Annotated in this window: 18 protein-coding genes; 15 read left to right on the top strand and 3 right to left on the bottom strand. The window is 70.1% G+C overall.

The window, feature by feature from the left end; translation table 11 throughout:
• The first annotated feature begins 7 nt into the window (after positions 1-7).
• Genes dnaE through DEI82_RS10890 form a run of 4 tightly spaced genes read left to right on the top strand, consistent with a single transcriptional unit; the run spans position 8 to position 6,466 of the window.
• Positions 8-3,481, top strand: a complete 3,474-nt coding sequence (gene dnaE / locus DEI82_RS10905) for a DNA polymerase III subunit alpha (protein WP_375334627.1) — start codon at positions 8-10, stop codon at positions 3,479-3,481.
• A gap of 46 nt (positions 3,482-3,527) precedes the next feature.
• Entirely contained in the window at positions 3,528-4,838 is a 1,311-nt protein-coding gene (gene hisD, locus DEI82_RS10900) for a histidinol dehydrogenase (RefSeq protein ID WP_111036768.1), read from the top strand.
• A gap of 24 nt (positions 4,839-4,862) precedes the next feature.
• On the top strand, positions 4,863-5,369 hold the full coding sequence (gene nrdR / locus DEI82_RS10895; RefSeq protein ID WP_111036767.1) for a transcriptional regulator NrdR: 507 nt from the start codon (positions 4,863-4,865) through the stop codon (positions 5,367-5,369).
• Positions 5,366-6,466, top strand: coding sequence for a quinone-dependent dihydroorotate dehydrogenase (locus tag DEI82_RS10890; RefSeq protein ID WP_111036766.1), 1,101 nt, complete (start codon positions 5,366-5,368; stop codon positions 6,464-6,466). The genes nrdR and DEI82_RS10890 overlap by 4 nt, the downstream gene beginning before the upstream one ends.
• A 64-nt stretch (positions 6,467-6,530) precedes the next feature.
• Here DEI82_RS10890 and DEI82_RS10885 read toward each other — a convergent pair whose 3' ends face one another.
• Positions 6,531-7,148, bottom strand: a complete 618-nt coding sequence (locus DEI82_RS10885) for a DUF3043 domain-containing protein (protein ID WP_258368406.1) — start codon at positions 7,146-7,148, stop codon at positions 6,531-6,533.
• A 10-nt stretch (positions 7,149-7,158) separates the two neighbouring features.
• Between DEI82_RS10885 and DEI82_RS10880 the strand changes: the two genes are divergently transcribed.
• The 6 genes from DEI82_RS10880 to DEI82_RS10855 all read left to right on the top strand — a co-directional run bounded on the left by DEI82_RS10880 (position 7,159) and on the right by DEI82_RS10855 (position 13,990).
• Positions 7,159-8,622 carry a dipeptidase gene (locus DEI82_RS10880; RefSeq protein ID WP_111036765.1) on the top strand — a complete coding sequence of 488 codons (1,464 nt, stop codon included), beginning with the start codon at positions 7,159-7,161 and terminating at the stop codon, positions 8,620-8,622.
• Positions 8,623-8,751: 129 nt separating this feature from the next.
• Positions 8,752-9,123, top strand: a complete 372-nt coding sequence (locus tag DEI82_RS10875) for an iron-sulfur cluster assembly accessory protein (RefSeq protein WP_111008933.1) — start codon at positions 8,752-8,754, stop codon at positions 9,121-9,123.
• Positions 9,124-9,387: 264 nt separating this feature from the next.
• Positions 9,388-10,290: a cytochrome c oxidase subunit II gene (gene coxB, locus DEI82_RS10870; RefSeq protein ID WP_111008649.1), complete on the top strand. Its 903-nt coding sequence runs from the start codon at positions 9,388-9,390 to the stop codon at positions 10,288-10,290.
• A gap of 10 nt (positions 10,291-10,300) precedes the next feature.
• A complete protein-coding gene (gene ctaD, locus DEI82_RS10865; protein WP_111012618.1) occupies positions 10,301-12,067 on the top strand; it encodes a cytochrome c oxidase subunit I in 1,767 nt (588 codons plus the stop codon).
• Between the two features lie 6 nt (positions 12,068-12,073).
• Positions 12,074-12,490 carry a cytochrome c oxidase subunit 4 gene (locus DEI82_RS10860; RefSeq protein WP_111008651.1) on the top strand — a complete coding sequence of 139 codons (417 nt, stop codon included), beginning with the start codon at positions 12,074-12,076 and terminating at the stop codon, positions 12,488-12,490.
• A 123-nt stretch (positions 12,491-12,613) separates the two neighbouring features.
• Complete coding sequence (locus DEI82_RS10855) at positions 12,614-13,990, top strand: glucose-6-phosphate dehydrogenase (protein WP_111012859.1); 1,377 nt, start codon at positions 12,614-12,616, stop codon at positions 13,988-13,990.
• Between the two features lie 87 nt (positions 13,991-14,077).
• Here the strand turns inward: DEI82_RS10855 and DEI82_RS10850 are convergent, their stop codons facing one another.
• Positions 14,078-15,952: a glycoside hydrolase family 15 protein gene (locus tag DEI82_RS10850; protein ID WP_111036764.1), complete on the bottom strand. Its 1,875-nt coding sequence runs from the start codon at positions 15,950-15,952 to the stop codon at positions 14,078-14,080.
• 109 nt (positions 15,953-16,061) lie between these two features.
• On the bottom strand, positions 16,062-17,108 hold the full coding sequence (locus DEI82_RS10845) for an App1 family protein (RefSeq protein WP_111008653.1): 1,047 nt from the start codon (positions 17,106-17,108) through the stop codon (positions 16,062-16,064).
• A 379-nt stretch (positions 17,109-17,487) separates the two neighbouring features.
• Here DEI82_RS10845 and DEI82_RS10840 point away from each other — a divergent pair, with 379 nt between their 5' ends.
• The 5 genes from DEI82_RS10840 to DEI82_RS10820 all read left to right on the top strand — a co-directional run bounded on the left by DEI82_RS10840 (position 17,488) and on the right by DEI82_RS10820 (position 21,729).
• On the top strand, positions 17,488-18,132 hold the full coding sequence (locus DEI82_RS10840) for a TetR/AcrR family transcriptional regulator (protein ID WP_181435187.1): 645 nt from the start codon (positions 17,488-17,490) through the stop codon (positions 18,130-18,132).
• Between the two features lie 330 nt (positions 18,133-18,462).
• Complete coding sequence (locus DEI82_RS10835) at positions 18,463-19,347, top strand: ABC transporter ATP-binding protein (RefSeq protein WP_111008655.1); 885 nt, start codon at positions 18,463-18,465, stop codon at positions 19,345-19,347.
• The gene (locus tag DEI82_RS10830) at positions 19,344-20,081 is read left to right on the top strand and encodes an ABC transporter permease (RefSeq protein ID WP_111036762.1); all 738 of its coding nucleotides are present in this window, start codon (positions 19,344-19,346) and stop codon (positions 20,079-20,081) included. Before DEI82_RS10835 ends, DEI82_RS10830 begins: the two co-directional genes overlap by 4 nt.
• Positions 20,078-20,806 carry an ABC transporter permease gene (locus tag DEI82_RS10825; RefSeq protein ID WP_111012858.1) on the top strand — a complete coding sequence of 243 codons (729 nt, stop codon included), beginning with the start codon at positions 20,078-20,080 and terminating at the stop codon, positions 20,804-20,806. The genes DEI82_RS10830 and DEI82_RS10825 overlap by 4 nt, the downstream gene beginning before the upstream one ends.
• Positions 20,803-21,729, top strand: coding sequence for an ABC transporter substrate-binding protein (locus tag DEI82_RS10820; RefSeq protein ID WP_111012613.1), 927 nt, complete (start codon positions 20,803-20,805; stop codon positions 21,727-21,729). The genes DEI82_RS10825 and DEI82_RS10820 overlap by 4 nt, the downstream gene beginning before the upstream one ends.
• Positions 21,730-21,750 lie beyond the last annotated feature (21 nt).

Raw genomic sequence — 21,750 nt, 5'->3', positions numbered from 1 at the left:
GTACTCCATGCTCGACGGCGCGGCGCGGATCGGGCAGCTCGTCGGCGAGACCGCCGCGCAGGGCATGCCGGCGGTCGCCGTGACCGACCACGGCAACATGTTCGGCGCGTTCGACTTCTGGAAGACGGCTCGTGGTGCCGGGGTCAAGCCCATCATCGGGACCGAGGCCTACATCACGCCCGGCACCCACCGGAGCGACAAGACCCGGATCCGATGGGGCGACGGCGGCGGCGACGACGTCTCCGGTGCCGGCGCGTACACGCACATGACGCTGCTCGCCGAGACCACCGAGGGCATGCACAACCTCTTCCGGTTGTCCTCCCGCGCCTCGATCGAGGGCTACTACTTCAAGCCGCGCATGGACCGCGAGCTGCTGTCGACGTACGCCAAGGGCCTCATCGCGACCACCGGGTGCCCCTCAGGCGAGGTCCAGACGCGGCTGCGCCTGGGGCAGTACGACGAGGCCGTCCGGGCCGCGGCCGACTACCGCGACATCTTCGGCGCCGACAACTACTTCTGCGAGATCATGGACCACGGGCTCGGCATCGAGCGTCGGATCATGACGGACCTGATCCGCCTCGCGAAGGACCTCGGCCTCCCGCTCGTCGCCACGAACGACCTGCACTACACGCACGCGGGCGACGCCACCTCGCACGCGGCGCTGCTCTGCGTGCAGTCCGGGTCGACGCTGAACGACCCGAACCGGTTCAAGTTCGACGCCGACGAGTTCTACCTCAAGACCCCGGCACAGATGCGGCACCTGTTCCGCGACCACCCGGACGCCTGCGACAACACCCTGGCGATCGCCGAGCGGTGCGACGTCGAGTTCGACACCTCGGCGAACTACATGCCGCGGTTCCCGACGCCCGAGGGCGAGAACGAGGAGTCCTGGTTCGTCAAGGAGGTCGAGAAGGGGCTGCACTACCGCTACCCGGACGGCATCCCGGACGCCGTGCGGAAGCGGGCCGACTACGAGGTCGGCATCATCACGCAGATGGGGTTCCCGGGGTACTTCCTCGTCGTCGCGGACTTCATCAACTGGTCGAAGGACAACGGCATCCGCGTCGGGCCGGGCCGCGGTTCCGGTGCCGGGTCCATGGCCGCCTACGCCATGCGCATCACGGACCTCGACCCACTGGCACACGGTCTGATCTTCGAGCGGTTCCTCAACCCGGACCGCGTCTCGATGCCCGACTTCGACGTCGACTTCGACGACCGTCGCCGCGGTGAGGCGATCAAGTACGTCACCGAGAAGTACGGCGACGAGCGCGTCGCGCAGATCGTCACGTACGGCACGATCAAGGCGAAGCAGGCCCTCAAGGACTCCTCGCGCGTCCTGGGGTTCCCGTTCGGCATGGGCGAGAAGCTCACGAAGGCGATGCCGCCGCCCGTGATGGGCAAGGACATCCCGCTCACGGGCATCTTCGACCGCGACCACCCGCGCTACAAGGAGGCCGCGGACGTCCGCGCCGTCGTCGAGTCGGACCCCGAGGCCCGGACGGTCTTCGACACCGCCCTGGGGCTCGAGGGCCTGAAGCGACAGTGGGGTGTGCACGCGGCCGGCGTGATCATGTCGAGCGATCCGCTCATCGACATCATCCCGATCATGAAGCGCGAGCAGGACGGCCAGATCGTCACGCAGTTCGACTACCCGGCTGCGGAGTCGCTCGGGCTGATCAAGATGGACTTCCTGGGGCTCCGCAACCTCACGATCATCAGCGACGCCATCGACAACATCAAGATGAACCGGGGGACCGACCTCGACCTCGAGTCGCTCACCCTCGACGACCCCGAGGCCTACGCGCTGCTGCAGCGCGGTGACACGCTCGGCGTCTTCCAGCTCGACGGCGGTCCGATGCGTGGGCTCCTCCGGCTCATGCGCCCCGACAACTTCGAGGACATCTCCGCGCTCATCGCGCTGTACCGCCCGGGGCCGATGGGTGCGAATTCGCACACGAACTACGCCCTGCGCAAGAACGGCGAGCAGGAGATCACGCCCATCCACCCGGAGCTCGCCGAGCCCCTCGCCGACATCCTCGACACGACCTACGGCCTGATCATCTACCAGGAGCAGGTCATGGCGATCGCGCAGCGGGTGGCCGGGTTCTCGCTCGGTCAGGCCGACATCCTGCGGCGGGCGATGGGCAAGAAGAAGAAGTCCGAACTCGACAAGCAGTACGCGGGCTTCGAGCAGGGCATGAAGGACAACGGCTACTCCGACGCGGCCATCAAGACGCTGTGGGACATCCTGTTGCCCTTCTCCGACTACGCGTTCAACAAGGCGCACTCGGCGGCGTACGGGGTCGTGTCCTACTGGACGGCGTACCTCAAGGCGCACTACCCGGCGGAGTACATGGCGGCGCTGCTGACCAGCGTCGGCGACGCCCGCGACAAGCTCGCGCTGTACCTCAACGAGTGTCGGCGCATGGGCATCAAGGTCATGCCGCCCGACGTCAACGAGTCGATCGGGTTCTTCGCCGCCGTCGGCGAGGACATCCGGTTCGGCGTGGGCGCCGTGCGCAACGTCGGCTTCAACGTCGTCGACGCGATCGTGGAGGCCCGTGGGCAGAAGGGGCGCTTCGAGTCCTTCCACGACTTCCTCCGCAAGATCCCGATCACCGCCGCGAACAAGCGCACCGTGGAGTCCCTCATCAAGGCCGGGGCGTTCGACTCGCTCGGTGACACCCGGCGTGCGCTCGTCGAGATCCACGAGGGTGCGGTCGAGGCCGCGGTCAAGATCAAGCGCGACGAGGCGAACGGCAACGTCGGGTTCGATTTCGACAGCTTGTTCGCGGAGGTCGCCGAGACCGCCGCGCCCGTGTCACAGGTGCCCGAGCGGCCGGAGTGGTCGAAGCGTGACAAGCTCGCCTTCGAGCGCGACATGCTCGGTCTCTACGTGTCCGACCACCCGCTCGCCGGCCTCGAGGTCGAGCTCGCCAAGCACGCGTCGATGTCGATCGCCGACATCGTCGCGGCCGAGGACCACATAGACGGCGAGACCGTGACGGTCGCCGGGCTCCTGACGAGCGTGCAGCACCGGGTGTCGAAGAACTCGGGCAACCCGTACGGCATCGTGCAGATCGAGGACTTCGCCGGCGAGATCGGCGTCATGTTCCTCGGCAAGACCTACCAGGAGTTCGGCCCGATGCTCCAGGCGGACGCCATCGTCGTCCTGCGGGGTCGGGTGAGCGTGCGCGACGACGGCAAGAGCCTGCACGCGGTGAGCATGTTCGCGCCGAACGTCGGCGACGCCATGGGCTCGGGGCCGCTCACGCTGTCGTTGCCGGAACGGCGTGCGACGACCGAGACCGTCTCCGAGCTGGCGAAGGTGCTCGGCCGTCATCACGGGGACACCGAGGTGCGACTCCGGCTCCTCAAGGAAGACGCCGCGCGCACCTTCGAGATCCCGTTCCCGGTCGCGTTGACGCCGGATCTCTTCGGCGAGCTGAAGAGCCTGCTCGGACCGTCCTGTCTCGTGTGACCTGCGCCGTCGGTGACCGGGTCGGCCTCGGTAGGCTGGGCTGGCCATGATGCGACGAATCGACCTCCGCGGCGGACTGCCGGACCGCGCCGAACTCCTCCGACTGATGCCGCGGGCCGCGGGTGACGTCGCGAGTGCGACGACCGCGGCGCGTGACCTGGTGGACGACGTCCGTGACCGCGGTGCCGCCGCGCTCCGCGAGCAGGCGGAGCGGTTCGACGGGGGCGCGCCCGGCGCCGTCCGCGTGGGAGCGGCAGCGATCGGCGCAGCAGTGGCCGGACTCGACCCGGTGGTCCGGAACGCGCTCGACGAGGCCATCCGGCGCGTCCGTGCGGCGAGCACCGCCCAGGTGCCCCAGGCCGCGATCACCACGCTCGCCGACGGAGCCGAGGTCCACCAGCGGTGGCGCCCCGTGCGTCGGGTCGGCCTCTACGTGCCGGGCGGCAAGGCCGTGTACCCGTCGAGCGTGGTCATGAACGTCGTGCCGGCCCAGGTGGCCGGGGTGCGGTCGATCGCCCTCGTGTCCCCGCCCCAACGCGACCACGGACACGGCGTGCACCCGACGATCCTGGGGGCCGCGGGCCTCCTGGGCATCGACGAGGTCTACGCGATGGGCGGTGCGGGTGCGATCGGGGCACTCGCGCACGGTGTGCCGGAGATCGGGCTCGAGCCGGTCGACCTCGTGACCGGTCCCGGTAACAACTACGTCGCGGCGGCGAAGCGGCTCGTCCGCGGCCTCGTCGGCATCGACGCCGAGGCCGGCGCGACCGAGATCCTCGTCATCGCCGACGCCTCCGCCGACGCCGAGTACGTCGCCGCCGACCTGGTGAGCCAGGCCGAGCACGACGAGCAGGCGGGCAGCGTCCTCGTGACGACGTCCGAGGCCCTGGCCGACGCGGTCGACGCCGCGATCCCGGCACAGCTCGCCCGGCTGGCCACCGCGGACCGCGTGCGCGTGGCGCTCGGCGGCCCGCAGTCGGCCGTCGTGCTCGTCGGCTCGCTGACGGACGCCGCCGCGGTCAGCAACGCGTACGGACCGGAGCACCTCGAGATCCAGACGGAGGACGACGACGCCGTGCTCGCGGAGATCGACAGCGCCGGTGCGGTGTTCGTCGGGCCGTCCGCTCCGGTCAGTCTCGGCGACTACCTCGCGGGGTCGAACCACGTGCTCCCGACGGGCGGGCAGGCCCGGTTCGGCGCCGGCCTCTCGGCGGCGACGTTCCTGCGCCCGCAGCAGATCGTGCACTACGACGCTGAGGCCCTCGCCGAAGTCGGTCCGCGCATCGTGGCGTTGGCCGAGGCGGAGCAGCTGCCGGCGCACGGGGCCGCCGTGGCCGCACGCCTCGCCCGCTCCTGACCACCCGGTACGATCGTCTGCGACATGTTCTGCCCCTTCTGCCGCCACCCGGACTCGCGCGTCGTCGACTCCCGGACCAGTGACGACGGCACGTCGATCCGCCGTCGTCGCCAGTGCCCGAACTGCGGGCGCCGGTTCTCGACCACCGAGACCGCGAGCCTCAACGTGGTCAAGCGCAACGGGGTGCTCGAGCCGTTCAGCCGCGAGAAGATCATCTCGGGCGTCCGCAAGGCGTGCCAAGGTCGCCCCGTCACCGACGCCGACCTCGCCGTGCTCGCCCAGCGCGTCGAGGAGATCGTCCGCTCGTCCGGTGCGAGCCAGATCGACGCGAACGACATCGGGCTCGCGATCCTCGATCCGCTCCGCGAGCTCGACGAGGTCGCGTACCTGCGCTTCGCCAGCGTCTACCAGGCGTTCGAGTCGCTCGACGACTTCGACGACGCCATCAAGCAACTGCGCATCGACCACCACGCCGACGCCGACGCCGACGCCGACGCGGCGGCGGGCCGCAGCGCGACGAGCGCCGGATGAGCGGCGTCGCCGAAGTCCTCCTCCGGGCCGGGTACAAGGTCGTGTTCCGGGTGGTGTTCGCCCGGATGGACCCAGAACGCGCGCACCACCTGGCCTTCGGCGTGATCCGTGTCCTGCCCCGGCTCCCCGTGCTCGCGGGACTGGCCGAGCGCTACGGACGGCCCGGTGCCGCAGACGGCGTCACGACGATGGGCATCCACTTCCCGTCGCGCTTCGGGATGGCGGCGGGGTTCGACAAGGACGCCAAGGGCGTCATCGGGCTCGGGCTCCTGGGGTTCGGGCACGTCGAGGTCGGCACGCTCACCGCCCGACCGCAGCCCGGGAACGAACGGCCCCGGTTGTTCCGGCTCGTCGCCGACCGAGCGCTCGTGAACCGGATGGGGTTCAACAACGGCGGTGCCGCGCGGGCCGCCCGGCGCCTCGAACGCGCGCGTCGCTTCCCGGGCCGCCCCGTCATCGGTGTCAACATCGGCAAGAGCAGGGTCGTCCCGGTGGCCGAAGCCGTCGACGACTACCTCGAGTCGACCCGCATGCTCGCGCCGTTCGCCGACTACCTCGCCGTGAACGTCAGCTCGCCGAACACCCCTGGGCTCCGCGGTCTGCAGGAGATCGACCAACTCCGGCCGCTGCTCTCGGCCGTGCACGGCGCTGCCCGGGGCGTGCCGACGCTCGTGAAGATCGCACCGGACCTGACTGACGAGCAGATCGACGCGATCGCGGCACTCGCGGTGGAGCTCGGGCTCGCGGGTGTCATCGCGACCAACACGACGGTCGAACGCACGGGGCTGCGCGCCGCCGAGGACGTCGTCGCCGCCCTCGGCGTGGGTGGTCTCTCCGGCGCGCCGCTCGCGGAGCGGTCCCTCGCGGTCCTGCGTCGTGTGCGCGCTGCGGTACCGGACGACTTCTGCGTGATCGCGGTCGGCGGGGTGACGACCGAGGCCGACGTCGAGGCCCGCATCGAGGCCGGCGCGACGCTCGTGCAGGGCTACACGGCGTTCCTCTACGAGGGACCGACGTGGGTCATGCGCATCAACCGACTGCGTCGGCGTCGCCACCGGCGTGCGGCGCGGCGCGCGGCTGCCGCGGCGCACGCCTGATCGGCCGCAGGAACGACGGGAGGCCCGGTGCGAGCGTGCACCGGGCCTCCCGTCCGTCCGGTCGTCAGACGGGGTACTGACCGCGCTTGACCTGCGGCTTCGGCAGTCGGAGGAACCGCATCTGGAACTGGCGGGTCACCACGTAGAGGAACGTGCCACGCTGCAGCGACCCCGACCCCCACTTCGCGGTGATGCGACGGCGCAGCGCGAGGAACGTGACGACGGCGTCGAGCAGGAACAGCGCGACGAAGAGCCAGATGAGGACGAACGCGATGCCCTCGATCGCCGTCACGGCCAGCGAGACGATGAGGAACACCGCCATGAGGGGGAGCATCACCTCGCCGACGCTCCATCGGGCGTCGACGTAGTCGCGGACGTACCGGCGCTGCTCACCGCGGTCCTTGGCCGGGAGGTAGCGCTCCTCGCCGTTCGCCAGGCCGACGCGAGCACGCTCGCGGTCGTCCGTCAGGCGTGCCCGCGCGGCCTTGCGGTCCGCCGGGGTCGCGCCGACGATCGGGCGCCGGTTCGCGGCCTCACGCTCCCGACGACTCGGGGTGGGTCGCCCCTTGCCCCGGGCGGGAGCGCCCGCCGCGAGGAGTTCCTCGTCGGACGGGTTGACCGTCGTGTTCGTCTTGGGTTGCGCCTTGGCCACGGTGTCCTCGATCGTTGCTCGGACTGACAAGATTACCCGCATGACCGACTCCGCACAGCACGCGCCCGAGACCGATCCGACCCTGCTCGCCGCGCTGCGCGACGCGGTCCAGGGCGGCCTGCCGACCACCATCGCCGACCTGTCGGCGCTCATCCGGATCCCCTCCGTGTCGTGGTCCGCGTTCGACCCGTCCGCGGTCCAGGCGAGTGCCGAGGCCGTGGCCGACCTCGCGCGCTCCACGGGCGTGTTCGAGGACGTCCGGGTCGTCCGCTCCGCGATCGCGGGCGCCGAGGGCGAGGGCGCCGACGCGACGGCCGGAACGGACGGGGGCGCGGCGCTCGGACAGCCGGCGGTGCTCGCGGTGCGGCGCGCGCGGAACGGCCGACCGACCGTGATGCTGTACGCGCACCACGACGTCCAGCCGCAGGGTGACGAGGCGCTGTGGGAGACGCCGCCGTTCGAGCCGACCCTCCGCGGGGAGCGTCTGCACGGGCGGGGCGCTTCGGACGACAAGGCCGGCGTGATGACGCACATCGCGTCGCTGCGCGCCCTGCGTGCGGTCGTCGACGACGCCGACCTCGACCTCGGCATCGTCCTCTTCGTCGAGGGCGAGGAGGAGTTCGGGTCGCGCTCGTTCACCACGTTCCTCCGCGAGCAGCGCGAGCACCTCGCGGCCGACGTGATCGTCGTCGCGGACAGTGACAACTGGTCCACCGACGTCCCGGCGATCACGGTGAGCCTGCGCGGCAACGTGACCTTCCGCTTGACGGTGACGACGCTCGAGCACGCGTCGCACAGCGGGATGTTCGGCGGTGCCGTGCCGGACGCGATGATGCCCATGGTGCGTCTCCTCGCGTCGCTCCACGACGACGCCGGCACCGTGGCGGTGCCCGGGCTCACGCGGTACGACGGTCCGGTGCCCGAGCGGAGCGAGGAGCAACTCGCGGCCGAGGCGGCGTTCGTCGACGGCGTCCGGCCCGTGGGGGAGGGCCCGCTGCTCGGCCGCATGTGGTCCGGGCCCTCGGTGACCGTCACGGGCATGGACGTGCCGAGCGTGGCGAACGCGTCGAACACACTCCTGCCGACGGTCTCCGCGCGGGTCTCCATCCGGGTCGCCCCCGGGCAGTCGGCGACCGACGCCTTCGCGGCCGTGGAGGCGCACATCCGGGCCAACACCCCGTTCGGCGCGCGGGTCGACATCACCGACGTCGACACCGGCGACGGGTTCCTCGTCGACACGAGCGGCTGGGCCGTGCGCGAGGCCCGGACGGCCATGACCGAGGGGTGGGGTCCGCAGCCGGTCGAGCAGGGGATCGGCGGCTCGATCCCGTTCGTGTCGGACCTCGCCGCCGAGTTCCCCGCCGCGCAGATCCTCGTCACCGGCGTCGAGGACCCGGACACCCGCGCGCACAGCCCGAACGAGTCGCAGCACCTGGGCGTCCTGCACCGCGCGATCGCCGCCGAGACGATCCTGCTGGCCCGCCTCGGCACCCGCTCCGTCTGAGCGGCCCGCCGTCGGGCCTCCGGTCCGGTCCGCACGACCCGGGAGGACCGACCCGGTGTACGGCGTCGGTGCGCGCGCCTACAATCGGAACGAGCCGCGGTGACCTGCACCGCGCGGAGGGAGACGGCGATGACCGACACCACCACGACGATCGAGAAGCCGGCCGCGGCACCGTCCCACGGCGTCCTGCTGTCCGACGCGGCCGCGGCGAAGGTCGCGAGCCTGCTCGAGCAAGAGGGCCGCGACGATCTCCGGCTCCGTCTGGCCGTCCAGCCGGGCGGCTGCTCGGGCCTCATCTACCAGCTGTACTTCGACGAGCGCCTGCTCGAGGGTGACGCCACCGCCGAGTTCGACGGGGTCGAGGTGGTGGTGGACCGGATGAGCGTGCCCTACCTCGACGGTGCGACCATCGACTTCGAGGACACCATCCAGAAGCAGGGTTTCACCATCGACAACCCGAACGCGCAGGGCAGCTGCGCGTGCGGCGACAGCTTCCACTGACCAGCACCGATCGCGGCGCACGCAGGGCACCGGCCCTGCCGGGGCACCGCGGCGAGCGAGGGACGACCGGGCGACCGGCGTCCCTCGTGCTGCGTTGGGCGACACCTGTGGGCTTCCGAAGCCGCCCGCGAGCGTGTCGCGTGTGCACGTCGGCACCCTGGCTGCGAGTAAGCTAGGAGTGTTCCACCCAGTCTGGGAACGAGCCCTGCGTCGAGCTGATTCGATGCGGTCACGTCCCGACAACCGTCTTCGCGAGAGGTAACAGTGCGTTCGAATCGCCGTATACGTTGGGCGGCCATCCCGGTGGCCGTCGGTCTGGTCATCGCACTGGCCGGTTGTACGCAGCAGCAGCTGAACGGCTGGCTGCCGGGGACCGAGCACACGCGGGACACGACCAACCACACGAGTGCGACGGTCGGCCTCTGGGTGACGAGCTGGATCGTCCTCCTCGCGGTCGGTCTCATCACCTGGGGCCTGATCATCTGGGCCGCGGTGGTCTACCGCCGCCGCAAGGGCCAGACCGGCCTCCCGGTGCAGCTCCGGTACAACATGCCGATCGAGATCTTCTACACGATCGTGCCGCTCATCCTGGTGCTCGGCTTCTTCGCCTTCACCGCCAAGGACCAGGCCGCGATCGAGAAGCCGTTCGCACACCCCGACGCCACCATCCACGTGTACGCCAAGCGCTGGGCGTGGGACTTCAACTACATCGACCAGAACGACGCCAAGAAGTCGGTCTACTACCAGGGCATCCAGGCCCAGGAAGAAGACAACGGCACCGGCGACATCAAGACCAACCAGCTGCCGACCCTCTACCTGCCCAAGGGCAAGAAGGTCGAGATCGAGTTGTCCTCGCGCGACGTGGACCACTCGTTCTGGGTCGTCGACTTCCTGTACAAGAAGGACACGATCCCCGGCCGGACCAACTACGAGTACTTCATCCCGGAGAAGACCGGCACCTACCAGGGCAAGTGTGCCGAGCTCTGCGGCGAGTACCACTCGCTCATGCTCTTCCAGGTGAAGGTCGTGTCGCCGGCGAAGTACCAGGCGTACCTGGCGTCCCTCCGCGACCAGGGCAAGGTCGGTCTGCTCGGCAACGAGTACAACACCGACTCGAACCAGCCGAACAACGTGGCGCCCGCGCAGGCCGCCGGTACCGAGAAGTAAGGCTCGCTCCATGACCACTTCCGCATTCGTCGGCCAGTCGGCCCCGACCTCGACGCCGGACTTCGCGGCCTCGCGGGTGGGCCGCAAGGGCAACATCATCGTCAACTGGATCACGTCGACGGACCACAAGACGATCGGGTACATGTACCTGATCGCCTCGTTCCTGTACTTCCTGCTGGCAGGAGTGATGGCGCTCGTGATCCGTGCGCAGCTCTTCGAGCCCGGCCTGCACGTCGTGGCGACCAAGGAGCAGTACAACCAGCTGTTCACGATGCACGGCACGATCATGCTGCTGCTGTTCGCGACGCCGCTGTTCTCCGGGTTCGCGAACGCGATCATGCCGCTGCAGATCGGCGCGCCCGACGTCGCCTTCCCGCGCCTCAACGGCTTCGCGTTCTGGCTGTACTTCTTCGGCGGCCTCATCGCGGTCGGCGGGTTCCTCACGCCGCAGGGTGCCGCCTCGTTCGGATGGTTCGCCTACGCGCCGTTGTCGGACACCACGTTCACACCAGGTCTCGGCGGGACGTTGTGGGTCTTCGGCCTGGGCCTGACCGGCTTCTCGACGATCCTCGGTGCCGTGAACTTCATCACGACGATCATCACGATGCGCGCGCCGGGCATGACCATGTTCCGCATGTCGATCTTCACCTGGAACACCCTCATCACCGCGCTGCTCGTGCTGATGGCGTTCCCGGTGCTCGCCGCGGCGCTGTTCGGACTCGGCCTCGACCGTGTGTTCGGTGCGCAGGTGTTCAACCCTGCCAACGGTGGTGCGCTGCTCTGGCAGCACCTGTTCTGGTTCTTCGGCCACCCCGAGGTCTACATCATCGCGCTGCCGTTCTTCGGCATCGTGTCCGAGGTCTTCCCGGTCTTCAGCCGGAAGCCGATCTTCGGCTACAAGACGCTCGTCTACGCCACGATCACCATCGCGGCCCTGTCGGTGACGGTGTGGGCGCACCACATGTACGTCACCGGCGGCGTGCTCCTGCCGTGGTTCTCGCTCATGACGATGCTCATCGCGGTCCCGACCGGCGTGAAGATCTTCAACTGGGTCGGCACGATGTGGCGCGGCTCGGTCACGTTCGAGACGCCCATCCTCTGGGCCATCGGGTTCCTCGTGACGTTCACCTTCGGTGGCCTCACGGGCGTGATCCTCGCCTCGCCGCCGCTCGACTTCCACGTGTCCGACTCGTACTTCGTCGTCGCGCACTTCCACTACGTGGTGTTCGGCACGGTCGTGTTCGCGATGTTCTCGGGCTTCTACTTCTGGTGGCCCAAGTGGACCGGCAAGATGCTCAACGAGCGCCTCGGCAAGATCCACTTCTGGCTGCTGTTCATCGGGTTCCACACGACGTTCCTCATCCAGCACTGGCTCGGCGTCATCGGCATGCCCCGTCGCTACGCCACGTACCTGCCGCAGGACGGCTTCACCTGGATGAACCAGCTGTCGACCATCGGCGCGATGATCCTCGGCGTCTCGTTCCTGCCGTTCATCTACAACGTCTACGTCACCGCGCGGCACGCGCCCAGCGTCGCCGTGAACGACCCGTGGGGCTACGGCCGCTCGCTCGAGTGGGCGACCTCCTGCCCGCCGCCGCGGCACAACTTCACCTCGATCCCGCGCATCCGGTCGGAGTCGCCGGCGTTCGATCTGAACCACCCCGAGGCGGGGATCCCGATCGGTGTCGGTCCGGCGATGGACGCTCCGGACGCGCAGACGCACGACGCGGCGACAGGCAAGACCCGGAACCCGAACCAGACCGACCAGAAGTTCTGAGGAACCATGCGCGCTAGTACCAACCTGTTCTGGATCCTCGCGATCTTCTTCTTCGTGGCGGACGCGGCGTACACGATCTGGGGCATCCTCGCCACCAACCAGATCGAGTGGGTGGGCACGGTCTCGATCGGTCTCACCGGGATCCTGGGGGTGTTCATCGCCTTCTACCTGGGCCGGACGTTCGCAGCGCAGGACGGCGTACTGCCCGAGGACCGCACCGACGCGAACATCGAGGACGGTGACGCCGAACTCGGTCACTTCAGCCCCTGGTCCTACTGGCCGATCACGCTCGCGGCCGCGGCGGCGATCTGCTTCCTCGGCGTCGCAGCCGGGTGGTGGATCTTCGCCATCGGCGCCTCCATCGGGATCGTGGCGCTCGTCGGCTGGACCTACGAGTACTACCGCGGCAACTTCGGACACTGATCCGCACCTGACGCTCATCGGGCGGCACCCTCACCGGTGCCGCCCGACGTGCGTCCGGGCCGATCCCGACCGGTCCGATCGGACGCGGTCGACACCCGCACATCCATCCGAAAGGAGTCACCCCTGGTGACCGACAAGCGCACTCTCATCGTCTTCGGCGCAACCGGCGACCTCGCCGCCCGGCTGCTGCTCCCCGGTCTCGGGACGTTCCTCCAGAGCGCCCGTTCCGTCCCCGTCAAGCTCATCGGCACGGGCCGGAGCGCCCGCTCGGAGGAAGCCTGGACCAAGGTCGTCAAGGACGCCTTCGATTCGCAGCACGTCTCGGGGCCCGAGGTCGACGCGACGCTCGAGTCGACGGTCTTCATGCAGGGCGACCCGAAGGACCCGGCCCACCTCAAGGCCATGCTCGACGCCGCTGAGGGCGAGCCGGTGTTGTACTTCGCGCTGCCGCCGCAGATCGCGTCGGACATCTGCGACGCCCTCGCGGAGCTCGAACTCCCCGAGGGCACGACCCTGGCGTTCGAGAAGCCGTTCGGCACGGATGTCGAATCGGCTCGGGCGCTGAACGAGACCGTCCTCCAGCTCGTCCCCGAGGAGCGCGTGCACCGCACCGACCACTTCCTCGGCCGGTCGACCGTGCTCAACATCATCGGTCTGCGGTTCGCCAACCGGATGTTCGAGCCGATCTGGAACGCGGACAACATCGAGAAGGTCGAGATCCTCTACGACGAGACCCTCGGCCTCGAGGGCCGCGCGCAGTACTACGACGACGCCGGTGCGCTCGTCGACATGATCCAGAGCCACCTGCTCCAGATCCTCGCGCTCGTCACGATGGACGCGCCCGCTGCGGTTGACGCCGTCGAGCTGCGGTCGTCGCTCGCCCGGGTGCTGCGGTCGACCCACCTCGTCGACGACGACCCGCTCAAGGCGAGCCGGCGTGCGCGCTACGTCGCGGGCACGATCGACGGCAAGGAGCTGCCGTCGTACGCGGACGAGGACGGCGTCGACCCCGAGCGCCAGACCGAGACCCTCGCCGAGATCAACGTCGAGGTCGACACCGCCCGCTGGCAGGGCGTGCCCTTCACGCTTCGTTCGGGCAAGGCGCTCGGTGCGAGCCGTAAGGAGGTCCTCGTCACCTTCAAGCCGGTGCCGCGACTCCCGTCCGGCCTCGAGGGACAGCCGGTGTCGGACACGCTGCGCATCGTCCTCAACCCGGACGAGATCGAGCTGAGCCTGTCGGCGAACGGTGGGGGCAACCCGTTCGAGATGGGGCAGATCGTCCTGTCGTCGTCGTTCGACAGTGGCGAGCTCACGCCCTACGGTGAGGTCCTGAGCGGGATCTTCCACGACGACCCGCTGCTGTCGATCCGCGGCGACGTCGCGGTCCGCTGCTGGGAGATCGTCCAGCCCGTCGTGGACGCCTGGAAGCGTCGCGAGGTCCCGCTCGACGACTACCGTGCCGGCTCGCGTGGCCCCGCCGACTGGGAGTCCTCGTCCTGATCCCCTGACGTCGATCGTCGTCCGACGCGACCGCGGCCCCGTCACCTCGCCGGTGACGGGGCCGCGGTCGTGTCGGCGTGCGGCGCGTCAGTCGGGAGCGCCCGCGGCTTCGCCCACACCGGTGGTGCTGCGGGTGGTGCCGTCGTTCTGGGCCTCCCGGGTGCGGATGCCGGGCCCGGCCTCGCCGCGCGCCCGGCGGATCGCGTCGGCGGCGGTGACGAGGGTCAGGTGCGACAGCGCTTGGGGTGTGTTGCCGATCTGCCGGCCGTGCTCGACGTCGTACTCCTCCGAGAGCATCCCGACGTCGTTCGCGAACCCGACGAGCGTGTCCATGAGGCGTTCGGCGTCCTCGATCCGGCCCGACGCCGCGTACTGCTCGACGAGCCAGAACGAGCAGGCGAGGAACGGGTGCTCCGATCCAGACAGGCCGTCGAAGCCCGCGGTGGTGCGGTACCGGAGCAGCAGTCCGTCGGGTCCGGTGCGGAGGTCCTGCTCGATCGCGGCGACGGTGCCGAGCATGCGGGGGTCGTCGGGCTTGCAGAAACCGATCTGGGGGAGGACGAGCAGCGAGGCGTCCACCTCGTCGGTGTCGTAGTGCTGCCGGAAGGTGTTCCGCACCGGGTCGTAGCCCTGCGTCTCGATCTCCTCGCGGACCCGGTCACGGAACCCGCGCCAGCGCTCGACCGGCCCCTCGAGTCCGAACTCCTCGACGGCGGCGACACCGCGGTCGAACGCGGCCCAGATCATCGCGCGTGAGTGCGTGAAGTGGCGGCGCGGCCCACGCATCTCCCAGATGCCGTTGTCGGGGTCCTGCCAGTGCTCCTCGACGTAGGCCAGGAGTGCGCGCTGCAGCGACCAGCTGTCCGCGTTCTCCTCGACGCCGAGCTCGCGTGCGTCGTGCAGCGCCGCCAGGACCTCGCCGAAGACGTCGCCCTGGTACTGCGTGTAGGCGCCGTTGCCGACGCGGACCGGGCGGGAGTCCTCGTACCCCGCGAGGTGGTCGAGGGTGCGCTCCGGGAGTTCCCGCTCGCCGGCGAGGCCGTACATGATCTGGACGTCGGCGGGGTCACCGGCGATCGCGCGGAGCAACCAGTGCTTCCAGCCGTCCGCCTCGTCGCGGAACCCGTGCGCGAGGAGCGCCGCGAGCGTCAGCGACGCGTCGCGCAGCCACACGTACCGGTAGTCCCAGTTGCGTTCGCCGCCCGGGTCCTCCGGGAGGCTCGTGGTCGCTGCCGCGGCGATCCCGCGGGTGTCCTCGTGCGTCAGCGCACGGAGCACGAGCAACGAGCGGTGCACGGCGTCGGCGTAGCGGCCATCGGTGGCGTCGCCGGCGGCCCAGTGGCGCCACCAGCCGACGGTCTCGTCGAGGACGGCGTCGACCTGCGGGGGCGTCGGCGGCTCACGATGGGACGGGTACCAGGTCAGCGTGAGGTCGACCGTGCTGCCGGCCTCGACGGTGAACCGGCTCTCGTGACGGTGGCCCTCCGCATGGAGGCGCGGTCCACGGACGACGATCGAGTCCGGCCCCGCGGTGGCGAGCAGGACGTGCGCGTCGTCGTGGCCGATCTGCCGCATCCACGGCACCGTCGCTCCGTAGCCGTACCGGATCCGCAGTTCCTGCCGCATCGCCACCGATCCGCGCACCCCGCGGACCCGTCGCACGAGGTCGGCGCGCCGGTCCCCGGACGGCATGAACTCGGTCACCTCGACGACGCCGGTGGAGGTCGTCCAGGTCGTCACGAGGACGAACGTGTCGTCGAGGTAGCGGCGTGTGGCGGTCGCGGTGTCGTCGTCCGGTCGGAGCAGCCAGCGACCGTCGTCCTCGTCGCCGAGGAGCGCGGCGAACGCGGACGCGCTGTCGAACCGGGGCAGACACAGCCAGTCGATGCTGCCGTCCCGGCCGACGAGCGCGGCGGTGTGGCAGTCGCCGATGAGTGCGTAGTCCTCGATGTGGAGCGCCATCGGTCCAGCCTGTCACCCTGCGGGTCCCGCGTCCGGCGGGAGGGAGTCGGCTGTGCACTCCCGCAGGGGAGCCGGTGTCCGGACGTCCGGATCGGCACGCCGACACGGGTCAGCGCCGGGTGATCCCGACGTCGGCGAGTGCCTCCCAGAGCCCGGCGCCGTCCGGGGCGTAGACCCACGGAGCGGCCGAATTGCGGCTGCGTTCCTGAGCCCGGGAGCGTCCGCCGGCGAGCACGGCCTCGCTCGTCGAGAGCTGGCGGATCGCGACCCCGGAGACCTTGCCCTCGTGCTCCGCCACGAACTCGCCGTACAGCTCCTCGTCGTGCTGGCCGTCGTCGCCGACGAGCAGCCATCGGACGTCCGGGAAGTCGGCGGCGAGCCGTCGGAGGTTCTCCTGCTTGTGGAGCCGTCCGCTGCGGAAGAAGCGGTCGTGCGTCGGACCCCAGTCCGTGAGGAGCAGGGCGCCGGGCGGGTACATGTTGCGAGTGAGGAACCGGTTGAGCGTCGGCGCGACGTTCCAGGCGCCGGTCGACAGGTAGACCACCGGAGCGCCCGGGTGCTGACCCAGGATCCGCTCGTACAGCACGGACATCCCGGGGACGGGGCGGCGGGCGTGCTCCGTGAGGACGAACGAGTTCCATGCCGCCAGGAACGGGCGGGGGAGGCTCGTCACCATGATCGTGTCGTCGACGTCCGAGACGACGCCGAAGCGGGTCGACGGGTCCACGACGAACACCGGCGCGTGGACGGGACGCGAACCGCCAGCGGCGAGCGTGACGGTCTGCCAGCCGGGCTCGAGGTCGAGCGGGACACGCGTGTCGACCACGCCGCCCCGGTCGGCCTGCACGCGGTGCGTGGCCCCGCCGGCGGTGACGGTGACCTCGACGTCATCGACGGCCACGCTCGTGAAGCTGCGCCAACCGCGGACGCCCTCGTAGCTGGCGTCGGAGGCGAGGCCACGCCGCGTGAGCAGGACCCGACAGAGGACCCGGACCCATCCCGGCGCCCCGTACCCGGTGTACGGGACGACGGTCGGCACGAGACCGCGAGCACGTGCCCGCCGCTCCCGAAACTCCTGGACCGCGTCCTCGACGCGGGCGGCGCGGTGCAGGATCGGGTCGACCAGCGCGGCATCCGGCATCGTCCGATCGGGCATCGCACCATCATTCCACGCCCCGGTGGGCGCCGGTCGGTCGGCCGACCCTCTGCCGAGTCGCCGCCGCCATCGGCCGCGGTCGGGTGATGTCATGACGCCGCGCACGGGGACGCGGGTGATCCGTCGGTCGGTGCGTGCACCGTGCCGGTCGCGTCGCCCCTCCCGTCCTGCCCTGGCCGGACGGGCGTCCCACGACACGCGTTGCCTCCGAGGAGTCGAAACGCAGCGTCGACCCAGGCGCTCGGTGCGACCATTGTGACCGTCACATCAACACGTCGGCGGGTCCGTCGCCCGTCGCGGCGCGGACGCCCGTTCGTCCCGCCGCCATCGGCCGCTCGGGCCGTCGACCAGCATCGCGTTCGCGCGAGGAGGAGAACACGTGCTCGTCACCGAGGTATCGAACGCACTGCCGGGGGGATCATCACTGCTCAGGAACGAGCCGGTCCAAGCCCGCAGTTCGGCGCGCCTCGCCGGGCTCCTCGACGCTGCGGCCGCGGTGATCGACGAGATCGGGCTCGAGCGCCTGACGACCGCCATGGTCGCCGAGCGGGCCGGAGCCTCGATCGGGACGGTCTACCGGTACTTCCCGGATCGCATCGCGGTCGTGGAGGCGCTCGCGATCCGGTGCGCCCAACGGCTCGCCGAGCGGTTCGTCTCGTCGATCGACGCGAGCGGCGCGACGACGTGGGAGCAGGGCGCGGACGCGCTCATCGACATGACGGTCGAGATGTACCGTACGGAGCCGGGGTTCCGTGCGGTCCGCTTCGGTGACGTCACCGAGGGCGACGACGGCACCGAGGACCGGATGTCCCAACTGGGCGGCGCGGTCGCCGTCATCTTCCGCGAGCGCTTCGGGTTCCCGGACTCCGAGCGGATGAGTCGGGCGTGGACCGTCCTGACCGAGGCCGGGCACGCGGTCCTCGCCCGCGCACACCGGGTGCCCGGTGTCGGGGACGCCGCACTCGTCGAGGAGTTCCGGGCGATGTCCCGCGCGTACCTGCGATCGGTCCTCGCCGACGCCTGACCCGGGGCCACCGGACGACGCCCGCTCCCGCTCTCGGGGGCGGGCGTCGTCGTCCGCCACGTCACGATTCGTCATCGTCCCGACGCGAGCGTCGGCGGACCCGGGTACGCTCCTGACCGTCCGTACCCCTCCGGTGCGGTGCGCTCGTACCCCGCTCGATCGGTCGATCCGGCGGAGCAGGGCGTCGGATGTCCGCGTACGCAATCCGTGATTGCCCATCGCGCCGAAGCATGCTTCAGTACGTGGGCGGGACGACCTCCACCCATCGGCGGGAGATCGACGGGCACGCGTCCACCAGACGCACCCAGGAACCGGAAGGGCCAAGCATCCATGATCGAGTTCCGATCGGTGCGCAAGCAGTACCCGGACGGCACCACCGCAGTCGAGCACTTCGACCTGGTGATCCCGTCCCGGACCACGACGGTCTTCGTCGGGTCGAGCGGCTGCGGCAAGACCACCCTGCTCCGGATGATCAACCGCATGGTGGACCCGACCGCGGGCAGTGTCGAGATCGACGGCGAGGACGTCGCGGCGGTCCCGCCGGTCGGACTCCGCCGCCGCATCGGGTACGTGATGCAGAACAGCGGACTCCTGCCGCACCGGAAGGTCGTCGACAACATCGCGACCGTGCCGCTGCTGACCGGCGTCCCCAAGGCCCGCGCACGGGAGCGTGCGCTCGAGCTCATGGACACCGTCGGACTCGACCGCGGCCTCGCCGACCGGTACCCCTCGCAGCTCTCGGGGGGTCAGCAGCAGCGTGTCGGGGTCGCCCGTGGCCTCGCCGTCGACCCGAACATCCTCCTCATGGACGAGCCGTTCGGCGCGGTCGACCCCCTCGTGCGGACGGATCTGCAGAACGAGCTCATCCGGCTCCAACGAGAACTCGGCAAGACCGTCGTGTTCGTGACCCACGACATCGACGAGGCCTTCCGCTTGGGCGACCAGGTCGTCATCCTCCGCAAGGGCGGGGTGATCGCGCAACAGGGAACGCCGGCCGAGATCATGTCGTCGCCCGCCGATGACTTCGTCGCCGACTTCGTCGGTGCCGGTCGCGGCCGCCGCGCCCTCCGCATCGAGCAGACACCCGGTGGTCCCGTGGTGGTCGACGCCGACGGTCGTGCCGCCGGTGTGCTCACCGGACCCGTCCCATCCGTCTCCGAGGCCGCCGCGTACCCCGCGGCGGGTGCTGCGGCGCAGGGTGGGAGCGCGTCGTGACCTGGGTGTGGTCGAACCTCGACATCATCTGGTCGGACACGCTGGCGCACCTGGCGACCGCATTGCCGGCGATCGTCGTCAGCTTCCTCCTGTCGATCCCCATCGGGTGGCTCGTCGTCAAACTGCGCAGCCCCTCGACGGACGGCGGGGCGCCCCGGAGGCTCGCCCGGGGGGCCGGCGGCGGCATCGTCGCCGTCGCCAGCCTGCTCTACGCGATCCCGTCCCTCCCGTTGTTCATCGCGCTGCCGGCGGTGATCGGCACCGACCTGCAGGACCCCGTCAACATCGTCGTCGCGCTGACGCTGTACGGGCTCGCGCTCATGGTGCGGTCGACGGCCGACGCGCTGTCGTCCGTCGACCCGGCCACGCAGGCAGCCGCCGTCGCCATGGGGTACTCGCCGGTGCAGCGGTTCTTCCGGGTCGACCTGCCGCTCGCGGGACCGGTGCTGCTCGCCGGCCTCCGGGTCGTCTCGGTGTCGACGATCTCGCTGACGACGGTCGGCGCGGTGCTCGGGGTGCAGAGCCTCGGGTCGCTGTTCACGGACGGCATCCAGCGCACGATCCCCGAGGAGATCGGGTCCGGGATCGTGATGGTCCTGGTCCTGGCGTTCGTGCTCGACGGCCTGCTCGTGCTGCTCGGGCGGTTGGTGCTCCCATGGACCCGGTCCATGCCCCGCGCCACGCGACGGCGCGCCGCCCGATCCACCGCACCGGTCGCGGAGGTGACCTCGTGATCATCGGCCAGGCGTTCGCGTGGGTGTTCGACCCCACCAACTACCCCGGACCCACCGGCATCCCGACGCGCCTCTGGGAACACGTGTGGATCACGCTCCTCGCGGTCGGGATCGCCGCGGTCATCGCGATCCCGATCGGGTTCGCGATCGGACACACCGGTCGCGCGCGGAGCGTGGCGATCGCCCTCTCCGGCGGCATCCGTGCGTTGCCGACGCTCGGCGTGCTGACGCTGCTCGGCATCGCGCTCGGCGTCGGACTGTCCGCCCCGCTCATCGCCCTGGTCGTGCTCGCGATCCCGTCGGTGCTCGCCGGCGCCTACGCGGGCATCGAGGCCGTCGACCCGGTGACCGTGGACGCGGCCCGTGCCATGGGCATGACCGAGTGGCAGATCCTCTGGAAGGTCGAGATCCCGCTCGGCCTGCCGCTGCTCATCGGGGGCATCCGGGCCGCGGTCCTCCAGGTCGTCGCGACGGCGACCCTCGCGGCGTACGTCGGGGCCGGCGGTCTCGGCGGCTACCTGTTCCTCGGCCTCAAGATCCAGGACTACGCGGAGATGCTCGGCTCGTCGATCCTCGTGATCGCACTCGCCATCGTCTTCGAGATCCTCTTCGCCGGGTTCCAGCGGGCGGTGGTGCCCGCGGGCGTCGCCGGCCGTTCGGGCTCGCGTTCCCGGGTGACGCACGCGTCCTCCCACAATCCCCTCCCGGAAGGAAACCCCTCGTGACCACAGCAACCAGACTCCGCCTCGGCATCGCGGCCGCACTGGCCGTCGGCGCCGTCGCGGCGCTCACCGGCTGCTCCTCGAGCAGCCCCATCGCGGGCAGCAGCGCGTCGTCCGCCGCCGGGTCCTCGACCATCGTCGTGGGCTCGCAGCAGTACTACTCGAACGAGATCATCGCCGAGCTGTACTCGCAGGTGCTCGAGCACGACGGCTACGACGTGAAGCGGAACTTCAACATCGGGCAACGTGAGGTCTACCTACCGCAGATGCAGAAGGGCGCGATCGACGTCATGCCCGAGTACAGCGGCAACCTGCTCCAGTACTACGACAAGAAGTCCACGGCGTCGAGCCCCGCGGAGATCGCCGCGGGTCTCAAATCCGCCCTGCCGAGCGGGATCCGTGCGCTCCCCGCAGCGGCGGCGACGGACCAGGACAGCTACACGGTCACCAAGCAGTTCTCGCAGCAGAACCACGTGACCAGCCTGGCCGACCTGAAGGACGTCTCCACGAAGCTGACCGTCGGGGGGAACTCCGAGTTCCAGACCCGTCCCTACGGGCCGAACGGCCTCAAGTCCACCTACGGTGCCACCGTCGGGTTCACCGCGATCGAGGACTCGGGCGGCGCGCTCACCGTCAAGGCGCTCAAGGACGGCACGGTGCAGCTCGCCGACATCTACAGCGCCGACCCGAGCATCAAGGCGAACGACTTCGTCACCCTCAAGGACCCGAAGCACCTGATCCTGCCGCAGAACGTGACGCCGATCGTCTCGAAGAAGGTGACCGGCAAGGCCGCCACCGACATCGAGAAGGTCGACAAGGCCCTGACCACGTCCGCGCTGATCCAGCTCAACACCGAGAGCACCGTGGACAAGGAGAAGTCGGCGCAGATCGCCAAGAAGTTCCTCACCGACAAGGGACTGCTCTGAGCACAGCGGCGCACTGACCAC

The sequence above is a fragment of the Curtobacterium sp. MCBD17_019 genome, assembly GCF_003234555.1.
Classification (GTDB): Bacteria; Actinomycetota; Actinomycetes; order Actinomycetales; family Microbacteriaceae; genus Curtobacterium.
Note: the sequence above shows the minus strand (reverse complement) of the source record. Positions and strands in the feature narration are given on the sequence as shown.

What these genes read in the sequence shown, in the direction of transcription:
- DEI82_RS10890 (WP_111036766.1), top strand. Translation starts at nt 5,366, where the DNA reads ATGAGCGGCGTCGCCGAAGTCCTCCTCCGGGCCGGGTACAAGGTCGTG.
- DEI82_RS10850 (WP_111036764.1), bottom strand. Translation starts at nt 15,952, where the DNA reads ATGGCGCTCCACATCGAGGACTACGCACTCATCGGCGACTGCCACACC.
- hisD (WP_111036768.1), top strand. Translation starts at nt 3,528, where the DNA reads ATGATGCGACGAATCGACCTCCGCGGCGGACTGCCGGACCGCGCCGAA.
- dnaE (WP_375334627.1), top strand. Translation starts at nt 8, where the DNA reads ATGCTCGACGGCGCGGCGCGGATCGGGCAGCTCGTCGGCGAGACCGCC.
- DEI82_RS10835 (WP_111008655.1), top strand. Translation starts at nt 18,463, where the DNA reads ATGATCGAGTTCCGATCGGTGCGCAAGCAGTACCCGGACGGCACCACC.
- ctaD (WP_111012618.1), top strand. Translation starts at nt 10,301, where the DNA reads ATGACCACTTCCGCATTCGTCGGCCAGTCGGCCCCGACCTCGACGCCG.
- DEI82_RS10875 (WP_111008933.1), top strand. Translation starts at nt 8,752, where the DNA reads ATGACCGACACCACCACGACGATCGAGAAGCCGGCCGCGGCACCGTCC.
- DEI82_RS10860 (WP_111008651.1), top strand. Translation starts at nt 12,074, where the DNA reads ATGCGCGCTAGTACCAACCTGTTCTGGATCCTCGCGATCTTCTTCTTC.
- DEI82_RS10880 (WP_111036765.1), top strand. Translation starts at nt 7,159, where the DNA reads ATGACCGACTCCGCACAGCACGCGCCCGAGACCGATCCGACCCTGCTC.
- nrdR (WP_111036767.1), top strand. Translation starts at nt 4,863, where the DNA reads ATGTTCTGCCCCTTCTGCCGCCACCCGGACTCGCGCGTCGTCGACTCC.
- DEI82_RS10845 (WP_111008653.1), bottom strand. Translation starts at nt 17,108, where the DNA reads ATGCCCGATCGGACGATGCCGGATGCCGCGCTGGTCGACCCGATCCTG.